This window comes from Siphonobacter sp. BAB-5405, from assembly GCF_002872335.1.
Taxonomy (GTDB): Bacteria; Bacteroidota; Bacteroidia; order Cytophagales; family Spirosomataceae; genus Siphonobacter.
Window position 1 is genome coordinate 1 of the sequence record NZ_NJAG01000019.1, and the last position, 15839, is coordinate 15839.

A 15839-nucleotide genomic window follows, 5' to 3' on the forward strand; every position below is an offset into this window, starting at 1 on the left:
TGAAAAACCGGCCATCGGACTGCTTTCATTCTGATAGTTGTACACCAGATTCACGGGTTTGGCGGCCCGGGCCCGTACCAGATTCACGTATTCCTGAGCCTTTGCCAGATTACCCAACTGAGCTTCGGTTTCAGCGGCCAGGAGCAGTACATCCGCAAAACGAATGATCAGTACGTTAATAGCCGTGCCGGGAGCCCAGGTACTTTGATCCGAGTATTTATCCTGCGTAGCCTGCCAGTACACGTTCTTTTTCGGTGAATACGGACCGGCATAGGGTTGACTCCGAATCCAGGCCTGACCGGGGTGTCTGCCCCAATCCAGGTACGGGATGCCCCGACGACCCACCGTCCAGTCCAAACGCGGATCAAGCGTGGTGTTGTCCGGCGTAAAGGGGCTGGTTGAAAGAACGCCCATATCACTTTTTACCGGCGTACTATTGTACGTATCCACGTAAGGCAAACCCGACGCATCCGTCCGATACGAGTTCACCAGATCCTGACTAGGCTGGTAAAAACCGCAGCAACGGAAGGGACTTTGATACGGGAAATTCAGCATCTGACCCCGGTTGGCATTATCAATGTTATTGGTACCATCGTTGGCAACCATCTGAACCGCAAAGACCGACTCGGCATTGTTTTTCGTAGCCGCATCGAAGTTATCTTCGAAGCGATCTGTCAAGGCATATTTCAAACCGTTGGATGTTACTCCGCTGGCGATCACCTGATCAAACATTGCTTTGGCTTCGCTGTATTTCTTTTGGTAGAGATACGTTTTAGCCAGATACGCTCCGGCCGCCCACTTATTGGCCCGCCCTACACTACCTTGTTTATCAGGCAGGTTATCGAAGGCAAATTTGAAATCTGCTTCGATATTGGGCCAGACGTTTTCTGTATTCGGTTTATAGAAATCCGTCGCATTTGGGGCACTGTAATCACTCGTATTTTCGTCGATCCAGGGAATATTATTAAACATCTTTTTCAGATCAAAATAATAATGTCCCCGCAGGAATCGGGCCTCCGCTTCAATGGTTTTCGACTCTGTAGCAGTCAGGTCCGTCACTTTTTTCACGTAATATAACGTCGTATTGGCCCGGTTCACCCCTTCGTAACCAGCTCTCCATTTACTGTTAAAAAAACCGTTACTCGGGTTTTGCGTATACGTCATTAAATCGTTCATACTCCCCTGATCCGCTCCATCACTGCCTTTGTGAGCATCGCCCCCGGACACACTGCCGTAAATCCAGTTACCCGGAGCCACTTCCCAGGCACTCTGATCAGTCGTCGTAATACCGTCCAGCACGGCGTAAGCTCCCGTTAAGAGTGTATTCACACCCGCTTTACTGGTTAGCTGCGTATCATTAATTGCACCCAGTGCCGGTTGATCCAGAAACGTATTGTTGCAGGAAAAAGTAGTCAGGCAGGCTGCCAGCACTGCCGTAACCTGAATGTATCGTATCGTTTTCATCGAGTTCCGCACGTTTGTTTAGAAGGATAAATTCAGACCTAATAAGAATTGACGCTGGTTCGGATATACCCCTTCGTCGATACCAAAAGACGTCGTAGTAGAAAAAGACTGGTTGTTACTACCACCCGAGCTATTGTTGGTATTTACCGTAGTGCCAATTTCAGGATCCAGGCCCGAGTACTTGGTGATGGTAAACAGGTTGGCTGTCTGAACATACACCCGTAAGCGGCTCACGCCTACGCTTTTCAGCATGTTAGCCGGGAAGGTGTATCCAATCTGGGCGTTCTTGGCCCGGAGGTACGATCCTTTTTCGATGTAGTACGAGTTGGGCACCTGGTTCGTACTGAATGAGCCTTTATCTTCCTGAATCGGAGCCTTGGCGTTCATGTGATCCGGCGTCCAGGAATCGTAGTAAGCCGTATAACTCTTCGCTCCCGCAAAGTTGGTATAGAAGTCCGTCCACCAGCGTACGTTATTCCAGATGTCATTGCCTTTTACGCCGTACAGGAAGATCCCGAAGTCGAAGTTTTTGTAATTCAAGCCCAGATTGATACCGTAGCTAAACTTCGGGTTTGGATTGCCCAGGAAGGTACGGTCAGCGTCGGTTACCTGTCCATCTCCATTGACGTCAGCGTAGCGGAAACGGCCCACGGCTACATCCGTCTGATAAATGGCTGAGGCATTGCCCGTCCGCTCGCGAGCCTGTTGATTGGCCTGATTGATTTCATCCTGTGAATCCCAGAATCCATCAATTTTGTAACCAAAGAACTGACCAATCGAGTGACCGACGGCATTGCGTACAATGCTACTACCGTTGAAACGACGACCTTCCTGATCGAAGTAGCTGGAGCCATTCGATACTTTCTGAATTTTGTTATCGTAAGTAGTTAACGTTCCCGTTACATTGAATTTCAGGTCACTGGTGATGTTGCCATTCCAGGTTATAGCCAGATCGATCCCTGAGTTTTTCATGTTGGCAATGTTCACGAAAGGAGCACTACCCAAGCCCACGGTCGCAGCCAGTTCAGGGTTGTAGAGCAGGTCGCGGATATCCTTGCGATAGTAATCCAGGGCGATATCCAGTTTTCCTTTGAATAGCGTTGCATCAATACCAATGTTGGAGTTGATGTTCCGCTCCCACTTGGCATCGGGATTACCGATACGGGTTCGCTGAAAACCTTCCTGAATTTTATTACTTCCCGTAATGTCATAATAGGACTGGCCCCGAATTCCGCCGTAAGCCGTATAGGCGTTTGCCGGATCTACGTTCAACTGGTTACCCATGATTCCGTAGCCACCCCGCAGTTTCAATTCCGTAATCCACGATACGTTTTTCATGAATTCTTCCTGCGAAATCCGCCAACCCGCACTGAATGCCGGGAACACCCCGTATTGCGTATTCAGGAAACGAGAAGAGCCATCCCGACGTACCGTCGCACTCACCAGATACTTGCCCAAAAGATTGTAATCAATTCGGCCAATCAGGGAGAATAGAGCATCGGCATAGCGGCTGCTGTAATTGGTAGGCGTACCGGAACCCGTAGACAGGTTCGTGAAGTTCGGATCGAACGAGAAGTAACCCGTCGTCGTACCCCCTACGTTACGGCCCCGGTTGCGATAGGCTTCCGTACCCACTAACACTTTTAGATCGTGCGTATTATTGAAATTGTGTGACCAGGTCAGGGTGTTCGTCCAGGTCCAGTTGAACCCGCTGAACGTATTTTCGGTGTAGGAGTTTATGGTCAGGTTTTCCGCATTTTCGTATTCGGGATAGGCAAAGCTGTTGAAAGCTCCCGAGAAAATTTCACCCCCGAAACTACTCCGGGCCACGAAATCCTTGAGGAAATCAGCCTCGATGTACATATTCCCAAACAAACGATTGTTTAATCCTTTGTTGTTACGAGCCCGCTCCTGAATCGCTACCGGGTTTTTAGCATTACCTAAACCATCCCCGAATGAGCCTGCATAGTTGCCCCGAATATCGTATACCGGAATAATGGGCTGCATCCGGAACGCCATACCGATGGCACTACCTTCGGTGGACGAGTTTACCCGACGGTTATCCGAAACGGCAAACGCCAGGTTTTCGCCTACGCGTACGTGGTCGCTGATGTTGAACTGGCTGTTCGAGCGGATCGTATACCGTTTCAGGTAGGTGTTCAGCAGCGTTCCCTGCTGATTGAAGTAATTCAGCGAAAACAAGTAATTACCCTGCGTTCCTCCACCACTTACCGCTACGTTATGGCTCTGTATACTAGCTGGTTTAAATATTTCATGAAACCAGTCCGTACCCGCTTTATTGGCTCGAACAAACCGGACAAAACGATCGTAATCAGCCTTGTCCGTATAGTTTGGATTGACGTAATATTGAGACTCATCAACATTAGCATCGGTCATGTTATCCGGTTTTTCGATGTACGTAGGCAGTCTAGGATCTGGTCCTGTGCCGTACTGAGGATCATCAATAGGATTGCTAGATGTATTTCGTAACGCCCGGAATTTCAGATTGGCCATGTCCTGTGGCGAAAGAATATTCCACACATTACCACTCTTCGGCGTCTGTACGCCGTAATACGCATCGTACGAAACTTTGATTTTTCCACTGCCGCGTTTGGTAGTCAAAATCACTACCCCGTTGGCCGCCCGCGAACCGTAGATCGACGCCGAACCAGCATCTTTCAGAATCTGCATGGAGGCGATGTCGTTGGGGTTAATGTCGTTGATGTTCTGCGTCGGTACGCCATCCACGACGTACAGGGGTGAGTTGTTACCGAAGGTATTGATCCCGCGAATCCGGATTTGCGGAGCTTCCCCCGGCTGACCTGAACCCAGTACCGTCACCCCGGAAGCACGACCCTGTAACTGACTGGTAATTTGCGGCGAAGGCTGCTCCGTCAACTGTGATACGTTGATCACGGATACGGCACCCGTCAGATCCTGTTTCTTTTGCGTACCGTAACCCACGACAACTACTTCCGTTAGTTGCTTGGTATCGGCCTCCAGCGTAACGTTAAGAGAAGTCTGGTTCGCGATTTCTACTTCCTTGGTGGCATAACCGATGGAAGAGAAAATGAGCGTTCCCGATCCGTCCGGTACATTGAGCGAAAACTTACCATCCGCATCCGTACTCGTACCCGCCGAACCACCTTTCAGGCGTACCGTCGTACCCGGAATACCCGCACCCGCGGCGTCGGTGACGCGGCCGGTGATGACTACGGCCGGAATCGACATCAAACTACTGCTCCCCCCCATTCGGGTCGGAAGGGTGGTGATGTTGCGGCTTAGAATGATATTACCGCCCGAAACTTCATACGTTAATCGGTACGGCTGGAGTAATTGAGCGAGAACCCGATTCAGCGATTCATTTGTTACGGAAATCGTCACCTTCCGATCCGCCTGAATGAGCTGGGAACTGTAGACAAACTTTACGTTCGCCAGGCGTTCCACGGCTTTCAAAGCTTCTTTGATGGATTGTCCCTGTATAGATAAGGTTACTTTCTTATTGAGCAGATCCTGGGCCTCGCCGTCATAGGCAAAACTCATGGTAAACAGGGACGTAGCCAGTACTAGTTGAATGACCGTGATTTTCATGAGTGTCAACAGTACCCTTTTCGTTTTTTTCATACATTTGAGGTGTTTTGTTGAAATGCGATTCGACAAAAAGAATCCACGGGCAACTCTTGCGGAGTTGTCATCACCTGGTAAGTGAAAGCGTGGAGAAAGTAAGTCGGCGGTGCTGGTAACACTGCCGATTTTTTTTGGTAGGCGGTTAAGCTTTAATCATAGGCACGGGCTGGAGGTTTTCGTTGTAGGATAATCGTTTTAGTACTCGCGGAAGTCTGTTGGTTTACTATTTATTCAGCAGCCTTTGCCGTATACGATAATCTGTCCATCCAGAATTTCATAGCGGGCTTCAACTGCTTTACAGATAATGGTAAGCATCTCAAACAGCGGACGGTCGGTAAAAGAAGCCGTCAGCGGGCATTTAGCCATTACTTCTTCGTCATAAATGATATTAACACCATAAGCCATTTCCAGTTTACTAAACACTTCCCTCAACGCCGTATCACTAAATTCGAAATTGCTTACGGTTGCCTGATGGCTAATGAGTTGAGGTTTTTTTACGATCTCCTTGACCAGTTGCGGATCTCCTTGCTGAAAAACAATTTGCTGGTTAGGGGCTAGAATGACGGCTTTGCGTTCCGTCTGAGGTGAAATTCGTACCTCTGACCGATTGCGATGAAACACCGAAACTCGACCCGATAATACACAAACACTGGCTCGGTCGCCCTCGGCTTGGGCATTTACTACAAAGCTGGTTCCCAGCACTTTCGTCACTAAATCATTGGCGTATACGTAAAAGGGACGATCCGGATTCCGTTTCACTTCGAATAAAGCCTCTCCTTGTAGATACACGATTCGTTTAGTTCCCCGAAAGGCTTGATCGTAGCTCAATTTGGCACCGGATTTGAGCACCACGGTACTGCCATCGGGTAAACGGATAAATATAGGCTGGGTACTTGTATTGACCTGTTCAGTCAGCGAACAGTGGCAGGCTTCCGTCAATTGCTGATAGGGCGTTACTTGCTCCTGTTGGCATTTATACCACGAAACACCCCAGCTGATGCCCGCTCCTAACCCGGCTAACAATACAACTCCCGCCGCTATACGACGAAGTCCAAAGCCAATGATCCGTGGTTGGTGTGGTAATCGTTGTTGTACCTCCTCGACCAGTCGTTGTACCTCATCATCTCTTAACTCGCGGGTAGGTTTCACTCGAATGGCTAAGGCCAGGGTCCGAGCTTCCTCCACCAGTTCTCGTTTGTGCGGATATTGATAGAGCCACGCATCCCACTGGGCTGATGATTCATTAGAAACCCCTCCTACCCAATCCAGAAACGAATCGTCAGCCAGAAAATCTTCTATTTCATAATGACTGTGTGATTTCATTGTTTCGATAGATTTTTTTGCTGGCTTACATGACTAGTATGCAGAGAGGCCGAAAAATCTACTGATCACAGTGTAAAAAAATATATAAAAAATTACAATAATAGCTCATCAATCAGCCAACTGCCTGATTTTCAGCATTGCTTCAAAATAAAAATATTTATTGAAATAATACAGTTAGCAACAGTAAGCCCAGACTTAGATAGAAGGGCATGTCGTGCCAGTTTTTGCGAAGACGGGCAATAGCTTCGTGGAGTAAATTGTAAACCGATTGCCGATTCATGTTCATGATAGCGGCAATATCTTCGTGAGGAAGCTCTTCGGAGAATTTCAGATATAGAATTTCCTTTTGCCGTTTCGGCAGGGTATTCAGCAGCTTTTCAAACTGTTCACGGGTTTCGGTAGCGTGCTGCTGTTCGACCCAGTGGTTTTCAACCGAAAATTCGAAGTACGTTTCCGGCTCCACGTTTTCCCAGCGGGTCCACTTGGCCTGCTCCCTGAAAATGCGTAGGCGTAAGGCTTTGTACAGGTAAGGTTTAATGACCGCCGGCTGACTGATGGTCGAGCGGTGCTCCCATAAATCAAAAAAGACGTCCTGAATACAATCTTTAATCAAGTCTTCGTCCAGTGAAAGTCGACTCCCGTATCGAAACAATATCCGGGAGTAGCGTCTCATGAGCTCCGAAAAGGCATGAGCGTCACCCGCTCTGAATTGACTCCAGAGTTCCTGCTCCAATAAATCGAATGGCTTTTCAGAGGAAAACATTGGGCACTTTTTGAACGAACAACTGAGCAAATGTAATTTTTTTCTCCAATCTCCATTCTTGAGACGATTATAAATTTACAATATTTTTTGTAACAAAACGATTACACGATATGCGTTACTTAGACACAATTCATAGCCAATAGAACTGAGTAAGATTTTAATGCTTGAGTAAGGCTTGAAATTGATTCAATACTTATTTAACAAAATCTAATACAAGTTGCAAACGCTGGATTGTATACGCTGTTTTAGTACTCGTTAATAATGCTTTTTATTGAATAAATCAATCTACTTAACCTTTTAATCTATACGCTTATTTTAGCAAAAAACAATCCTTAAAGAAAGGATCATCCGCCAAAGCTTACTGCAACAAAAATGCTCGTTTCTCCACTCCATTGCGAGTCTTATTTTCAAGAATGATAAAAGGAATTTTTGTACTCCAATGCGGTTGAACATGGGGTAAATTACGAAAGCCTTTTGAAAAGTTTCCGAGCACTACATCCGTATCGCCATCACCATCCCAATCTTTGGCATCCATACAAATCCATCGGCCGTAGGTTGTAACGGGTAGCGAATACGGCTCGAAATGTAAGGGTTGCGTTTGTTTGAAGTACAAAAAGTTCTCCTGCGGGTGGTGTTGAAAGTCCGCAAAGAAGGCAATCGTAGCCAGATCGACATCGCCGTCCAGATCAAAATCTTCGGCTAACACTTTGGTAGCTCCATTGATGGGATAAAACCAGTGTTTCCGAAATTTAAAATTTCCTTCATTCAGATAGATATACAGCCCATGATACGGTTTTAAAATCCGGGAATAGTCACTATTATCGCCGCTGGTGTAAATCAGATCTAATTTTCCGTCTTTATTAAGATCCACTAACTGAAAACTACTCGATCCGGCCAGGGGTAAAAATCGCAGCAAAGGAATTGATTTAAACCCACCCTTTCGATCATTTTGAAGTAACCACAGGCCTTCATTGGCATGGGCAAACAGGACGATGGCATCGGGCCAGCCGTCCGCGTTGTAGTCTCCCACCTCAATCTGCGTAGCTCCGGGCTGGGCCGTCAATAGTCGGGTTTCATAAGTTCCGTCGGCTCGTTGGCTAGTCAGGTACAGGCCGCCCTGCGTATGTCCGAAGCCGGCAATCAGCCAATCCGTACGTCCATCGCGGTTGAAATCGCCCGAAGCTGTGTGAATAGGTCGGGGCATTTGTCGGGCTAGTACGGTTTGGTTGGAACCCTTTCGGTGAATCAGACTTCCCGCCCACTGATCCTGAGCCCGCATGGTACCGATGCTGGTAGCGAACATTTCCGAGTCGGAACGAACGTGCAACTGTACTACCGGAGCCGGAAAACGAACTGAATCGACCCGATTCAAATCCTGATCCCATTGTACCACCATCGTGTTGGTAGCCTGAGCCGAGTACACCCGGTCTTTTTCCAGATGCACCATCAGCGTGAGGGCCGTAGCGGAATCGGCGGGAGCGGGCTTGACGGCGAACAGGGAGTAGTCATTGCTGACCGGAACTCGCTGAGCGGGCAGTAGCGTATCGGGAGCAAACTGCCTGAAATAGTCTACCAATGTCAGCCATTCTTCGAAAGGTAAGGCAGCATTTGTTTCGGGATAATATTCACCGCTGGCGGTAGTGCCAATTCCTAATTTGGGAGCCATGGCGGGCAACACCTGCTCTAACCAGGTTTGCCGGTCGAGTAATTCCGGGCGAACGGATAAGTGGCAGGAACTGCAATGCTGGTCCACTAACTGAGCACCCTTTTCGGCTAGCAAAGCGGAGCCTGACTGACAGTAACTTAAAACCAGTACCAGGCTCAGCCAGCTACCCAGCCGGACTATCCATTGAGTAAGCGATCGAATCATACGTTATCGCTGGGCCAGCGAAGCCTGCAAACCGGTTTTAAGTAATAACCAGGAACCTACTTTTTTGCCCTGCTCCGTCCCCCGTTTGCAGGAAAATTCGTAATGAATTCCACCGTACATCCGGCTGATGCCCGCCTGTTCAGCGGCTTCCATGAAGGAATGAAAACTGCGTTCGCCGTGGCCGTATTCTTTCTCCGTCGTATCGTGAAAGGCAAAATTTGCTCCGTACAACTGGCTCAGCACCGAAGCCGCCGAAGCAGAGATTACGCTATGGCCGGAGGTGTATTCAGGAAAAGGAGGCGTTTGTAAATACGACTCCCAGCGAGGATTCAGAAACTTATCAATCACGGTCACGGGTCGCAGGTATTCACTGCGGTACTTCTCGTCCCAGCAACTAATGAAACCGTCGAGTAAAGCCGACGCCGTCAGGGCGTATCCTTGAGCCGATTTCACCCAATTGGCTTTGGTCTGGCGAGCCGCCAGTCCTGCAATGGCCATCCAGTGTCCGCCGGGCGTCATCTTTTTCCGGCCAATCATTAAATGGCCCGAATGCTGGGACACAAACGGATTGTCATCCCAGAAACGGGCAATGGCTTTTTTCTCCTCATCCAGTGCATTTCCGGTTTCATACACCTTGACGACCTCTTTCCAGAACGGACTCTGCGGATTGCGGCTGTACGGATAGGGCCGTTCGGGCTTGAACTGACTCGCCGAGTCCATGCCCATTGGTGAAATGAGTCCCCAGTAAGGTTCGACGGCATCGGAATAATCGGGCGGTGTCGGGAGCCATTTGTCTTCAATATCCTGTTTGATGCTGTACCGTTCCATACCGCGGGTTTCCTTGTAATGGTCTTTCGCCGCTCGCTCCATGATCTTCTTCGCAATTTGCTCCCCAAAAGCGATGGAGCGTTCGTAGGTTGGCTCGTCCACGGAAACACGGAAACGTTCCAGCAGCTGAGCTTCAAATTGCCGGATGGTATCTTTGGAAAACGTCAACTTCTCAGCTACGAAACAAAAGGCCTTTACCCCGGCTAGCGTATAAGCGTACGACTGGCCCGCCTCGGGTTTCGGCATGGCCGGAAAATCGTTGAGATGCTGGGTCAGTGAAGGCTGGCTGGAGTCTTCGAACCGTCCGGCCTCGTAAGCGGCCAGAGCAGTATACGTGTAAATTCGACTGGCTACGGGCGGAGAAAAAATGTCGTACACGATGACATCGGTCAGTTTCTTGACGCAGCTATGTACACTTTCCGGGCTTTTGGGATCCAGCGTTTGTACCCGTGACGTAGATTGGCAGGCCGTCAGTAAGCCCCCCAACAGTAGCAACAGAAGAAAGGGTTTGTAATGATTCATAGGTCAGGAATTGAGGGAATTACCAAAGCTTACGGGAGCTGCCTTTGGCAGAAATTGCCTGGGCGTGAACCAGTTGTGAATTTTTCAGTACTAAGGCCGAAGACTGCGAATAGAACGAGGAACCCAGCGGCACTTCCATCCGTCGGGACTGCTTGTTTTTCAGCGTCAGTACTACCGTTTCATCCCTGGGAGACAGTCGAACGACGGGCTGGGGCTGACGAAGCCGAAAACACCGCAGACGATCCCGGTTTTGCGTAGCCATCAGGCAGTACTGCCCTTTCGCATCCAGAAACTGAACCAGTCCCTTGGCATCGCCCGGAATCATTAGTCCACTTTCAGTCGGCGATACCGCCCGGAAGCCTCCCTTTCCGTTCCCCAGTAGCAGCAAACCCTGAAAAGCATCGTAACGGCCCATGGTTAGCTCATTGCCATAATCGTTTCCGGCCAGCAGCACATCCAGATTGCCATCGGCGTTAAAATCTTCGATAACCAGACCAAATACCGGAGCGATCTGAGCCAGCGTCGGCAACGGTTTTACCACGAACGTACCGTTTCCCTGATTTTCAATATAGCTTGATTTGGAATAATTCGCCTGCAATACCAGAGCATCTTTTCGTTCCTCCACACTCAGAAACTGGTCCATCGTCAGGGCAGCGTAGGTTTTGTAATTGGGAGCTTTGGCCCGCGTACCAATCAGTTGCTTCACCATATCATCGCGTACGTGGAAGGGATATTCCCGATAGGTACCCCCTTCTTTTTCCGGATAATACACGCTGGGAATTACGTCATAACTACCGTTTTGGTCAAAATCTTTCGCGTACAGGCGGGCGGGTCGCTGCTCAGAAACCCGCAGCAGATTGTTTTCACCCAGATTTCCTGCGATGTAATCAATGTCGCCGTCGTTGTCGAAATCTCCCGAACTTAAGGAATTCCAGAAACCTACGTAGGATTCCAGCCCCGTATTCGCCCGAGCCAACGCTCCTTTTGTATTCTTCAGTAAGGTCAGAGGCATGTACTCACCGGCGAGTAATAAATCCGGCCAGCCATCCCGGTCCGGATCGGTCCATATCGCATCGCACACCATGCCGATGTTGACCAAGGCCGGAGCCAGCCGGGGCGTTACGTCGGTGAACATCACCTTACCCTTTTGGGAATCATTTCTCAAAATGCGACTGGAAACTGGTTTCGGAAAGGCTTCCGGTTCAACGCGACCACCCACGAACAAATCCAGATCCCCATCTCGGTCAAAATCAGCGGCTTTCACGCAGGAGCCACTGATTCGCTCGGCGGGCAAGGCACTCAGGTTTCGCTGGAAATGTCCCTTGCCATCATTGAGGTACAAGCGATCCTGAAAACTTTCGCTGCCCGCGTGGGCTTCACCTCCCCCACTGACAATGTACAAATCCAGATCACCATCGCCATCCGCATCGAAAAGCAAGGTACCCGCATCTTCCGACTGCTTGGCGTCGCCCGACGGGTCCGCCTGGAAAGGCACCGACTGAAAACCACCCGTGGCTTTTTGGAGCAGGAAGGTGCCCCGCTGTCTTCGCGAACCACCCATAAACAAGTCATCGAGACCGTCCCCGTTGACATCACCTACGGCAATGGAAGGTCCAAACTGTGAAAATTTGTGGGGTGCCGTTTTCTGCACGTTGAAGTCGATATAATCCCGTTCGGTATGTTTATAGGGAATGGCCAGTGTGTCGTCAATGGCTTCAAACAGCGTAGGCCGGGTAGCCGGAGCGTTACGTTTCTGATGAGCATTCCGTACGTCGAGAGTTACGACCTGATCGACGGGCAGATTACGAAGCGTTTGGGAACGTCCATTGGGCCAGGTGACGGTTAATTCCCGAACGCTGGTCTGCTTGCCCAGCCCGAAATGCCCCGCCGCTTCCATACTCGACAGATAGCCGCGATAGATGGTGTGCTCGTACATCTGCTGCTGATCTTCGCCGTAGCGGATCTCCACCTGGGCTCCCAGACCCATCGGATTCTGGCCTTCGCCTTTAAACTTCACCCGAAGAAAATGATGATCTTTCGTTTTGTTTTCCGTCAGATTGTTTCGGTACACAAAAGCCGAATCGTTGATATTGCTGACTACCCAGTCCAGGTCCCCGTCATTATCCAGATCGGCGTACGCGGCCCCGCTGGAAAAGGTCGGCTGGGTCAACCCCCAGGTTTCGGCCTGATTGGTAAAGGTCAGGTTTTGATTATTCTGAAAAGCATAATTGCGGATTTTCACCTGCGGGATTTCGTGCAGCAACAAATCCGAACCCGCGATGGAACCCACATCGGCCCGATAGGCCACGAAGTCGTGATCTGTAATGTCTTTCGGATAGCCGTTTGTCACGATAATGTCGCGGTAGCCGTCCTGATCAAAATCGGCCACTAATGGCGTCCAGCTCCAGTCCGTTTCCGCCACGCCCGCCAGCATGGAAATATCAGAAAATACCGGACGGCGTTTACCCGACGCGTCCGGAACCAGCCCCTGATTTAATTGTAAGGTATTGCGAACATATTGGTACTGATATCCAAAGATTTCATTGTTGATGTAGGTCTGGTAACTGGCCGGATTCAAAAACATTTTTTTCCGGTAATTGTCTTCGGGCAGCATATCCAGAGCGATGATCTCGGGCTGACCGTCATTATTCAGATCGGCAATATCCATACCCATGGCCGAGGCACTCGTATGCTTCAGGTACTCCGCCGAGCGATCCGTAAAGGTACCGTCCTGGTTGTTAATCCAGAACAGGTCATTGCTGATGTAATCGTTGGTTACGTAGATGTCCTTCCAGCCGTCCTGATTGATGTCGCAGATATTCAGGCCCAGTCCGTACCCCTCAATGGTGATCCCGGCTTCTTTCGACACATTTTTAAACACGGGATGACCCAAAACCGGATCCGTCCCTTCGTTTCGGTACAGTCGGTCGGTGTTGGAGGCTGAACCGTCCCGGTGTTTGTAATGAAAATTATTGGGATGCCGCTCGGGCTCCATTTCGTTGGTTAATACGTATAAATCCAGGTCACCGTCATTGTCGTAATCAAAAAAGGCCGCATTGGTCGAATGACCGCTGTCGGCTACGCCATAGGCCTGGCCCATTTCCCGGAACGTAGGCGTACCCCCGGGCTGACAGGTTTGGTTGATGTATAACAGATTTTCCCGCCGCTCGGGACTTTTACTAACCGTCGCACACACGTACAAATCCAGCCAACCGTCGGCGTTGATATCTACCACGGCTACTCCCGAGCACCAGCGGCCTTTGCCTTCTACACCCGCTTTTTCCGTAACATTTTCAAAACTCAGATGGCCCTTATTCAGGTACAACTGATTAGCCACCTGATTACCCGTAAAGTACACATCCGCCAGACCATCGTTATTGAAATCGCCGATACCTACGCCCGCACCATTGTACGTGTACTCAAAATCGAGCACGTTGATGGAATCATTTTCTACAATCCGGTTGGCAAAGGTGATGCCTGTATCAGCGGCGGGCAGGTTACTGAACAACGGCTGATCACAAGCCGTAAGGCCCCCCAGTAGTCCGGCTAGTCTTACCCAAACGGATAGTTGTTTCATTCGTAAAAAGGTCATTCGGGAAATAGTGCCAGGTTAGGAATGGATAAAACCCCGCGAATGAAAATCCGCGGGGTTGAAGGGTTTGGTCTACTCAATAACCGGGATTCTGCTTCAATACGTCCTGTCCCTGCAAGTCGATCTGAGCCTGCGGAATGGGCGAGTATTCATCCTGATTGGTGGTGAATTTCGCTCCACCCAACGCACCCGATAACTTCCGGCCTTCGTACGTGAGGTACGCATTGAGTTCCGTAGCCGCCGTTTTCCAGCGAACCAGATCAAAGAAGCGATGGCCTTCTCCCGAAAGCTCCAGTTTGCGTTCAAACCGAACGGCGGTACGAGCCGCGGCCTTGTCGGTCCAGGCGGTATCGTAGGTGCCGATTACGTATTTGGCAGCGTCGGAGCCGTTGCTTCGTTTCACAAAACCCGCCGAATTGGCCGCCCGTTTGCGTACCAGATTGACATACTCGCGGGCTTTTTCCAGCGATCCCACTTCAATTTCGGCTTCGGCTGCCATCAGCAATACATCCGCGAAACGAAGGATGGTGAAGTTAATGGCCGTGTAACCGGGCGTCCAGGAGCTGTTATCCTGCAAAGAACCTACGTCTGACTTGTAGTACACGTATTTTTTCGGAGAATACGGTCCGCCGTACGACTGTTCCCGAATCCAGTCTTTGCCGGGAAAATCCTGCCAGTCGAGATACGGAATGCCCCGGCGACCAATCGAGTGATCGATTCGCGGATCGAGGTTGCCCGCGTCGGGTGTAAAGCTCTGGCTACTTTCCAGACCCATGTCCGTTTTCACCTCATTTCCCGCATTATTGTATGATCCATCCAGCAAAGGAAGTCCTTGGGCAGTGGTACGGAAAGAGTTGGCCAGCTCAAAGCTCGGCTGGAAGAAGCCGCAGCAATTACCCGGACCAGCCGTTCCCGTATTGTAAGGGAAGTTCAGGTCAAATTCCGGGTTCGCGTTATTGACGTTGCCCGTATTAGCCGCCGCCTGAATAGCAAAGATGGATTCTTCGTGGTTGTCGTTCGAGGCTTTGAAGATGTCGGAATACTTGGCTACCAGCCCGTATTTCTTGCCATTACTGGTTTTCCCATTCGCAATAATCAGGTCGTACAACGCTTTCGCCTCACTGAATTTGGACTGGTACATATACACCTTGGCCAGGTACGAAGCCGCTGCCCACTTGTTAGCCCGTCCTACCGATCCCTGCGTTTCCGGCAGGTTGGCATAGGCATACTTGAAGTCCTCTTCAATTTTAGGCCACAGGTCGGCGTTGTTGGGGACTTTTTCGATTCCCGTTCCGTAGTCAATGCTCTCATCGACGTAGGGCGTATTGCCAAATTCCCGCTTCAGTTCAAAGTAATAATGGCCCCTTAAAAATCGCGTTTCGGCGGCGATTCGCTTCTGGTCCGCTTCGGGAATGGCGGAACCCGCCTTTGCCATAATTCGCAGTACCGCATTGGCCCGGGCCACGCCTTCGTAATTGCCATTCCATTTGTCCTGTACCGGTACGCTCGTCGTAATCGTTTCGAAGCGTTGAATCGGATTGATGTCGGTGTAATCCCCCGGGTTGGTGCCCTTGTTGGCATCCCCACCCCGAATGCTACCCCAGAGCCAGTTGCTGGCACTCGCCAACCGCGTGGACCGTCCATTGAGTTGAGCGTATACGGCGATCAGCTGGCCATCGAGTCCCTTGGTGGTGGCCAGTTGTGAATCCGTCAGAGCACCCGTCGCCGGAATTTCCAGAAAGTCGTCTTTACAGGACCAAACCAGGGCGGTTGCGGCCAAAATCAGAGCCGTCAGTGCGGTGCGTTTCTTTGTTAAGCGTTGTATGGGATCACTCATAATTGTGTTCGAT

The 15839-nt window shown here is 50.0% G+C and carries 8 protein-coding genes; all 8 read right to left on the bottom strand.

What is annotated here, in order from left to right:
* Positions 1–1464, bottom strand: a 1464-nt coding sequence (locus tag BWI97_RS15580) for a RagB/SusD family nutrient uptake outer membrane protein (RefSeq protein ID WP_102201648.1), incomplete at its 3' end; no start/stop codon positions are given.
* An 18-nt stretch (positions 1465–1482) separates the two neighbouring features.
* Positions 1483–5088 carry a TonB-dependent receptor gene (locus BWI97_RS15585; RefSeq protein WP_102201649.1) on the bottom strand — a complete coding sequence of 1202 codons (3606 nt, stop codon included), beginning with the start codon at positions 5086–5088 and terminating at the stop codon, positions 1483–1485.
* Positions 5089–5322: 234 nt separating this feature from the next.
* Positions 5323–6414 (bottom strand): FecR family protein, encoded by a 1092-nt coding sequence (locus BWI97_RS15590; protein WP_102201650.1) that lies wholly within the window; start codon positions 6412–6414, stop codon positions 5323–5325.
* A 157-nt stretch (positions 6415–6571) separates the two neighbouring features.
* Positions 6572–7177: an RNA polymerase sigma factor gene (locus BWI97_RS15595; protein WP_102201651.1), complete on the bottom strand. Its 606-nt coding sequence runs from the start codon at positions 7175–7177 to the stop codon at positions 6572–6574.
* A gap of 358 nt (positions 7178–7535) precedes the next feature.
* Positions 7536–9047 (bottom strand): VCBS repeat-containing protein, encoded by a 1512-nt coding sequence (locus BWI97_RS15600; protein ID WP_102201652.1) that lies wholly within the window; start codon positions 9045–9047, stop codon positions 7536–7538.
* A gap of 3 nt (positions 9048–9050) precedes the next feature.
* Positions 9051–10397 carry a vanadium-dependent haloperoxidase gene (locus BWI97_RS15605; protein WP_102201653.1) on the bottom strand — a complete coding sequence of 449 codons (1347 nt, stop codon included), beginning with the start codon at positions 10395–10397 and terminating at the stop codon, positions 9051–9053.
* A 19-nt stretch (positions 10398–10416) separates the two neighbouring features.
* Positions 10417–13974, bottom strand: coding sequence for an FG-GAP-like repeat-containing protein (locus tag BWI97_RS15610; RefSeq protein ID WP_102201785.1), 3558 nt, complete (start codon positions 13972–13974; stop codon positions 10417–10419).
* Positions 13975–14065: 91 nt separating this feature from the next.
* Entirely contained in the window at positions 14066–15826 is a 1761-nt protein-coding gene (locus BWI97_RS15615; protein ID WP_102201654.1) for a RagB/SusD family nutrient uptake outer membrane protein, read from the bottom strand.
* Positions 15827–15839 lie beyond the last annotated feature (13 nt).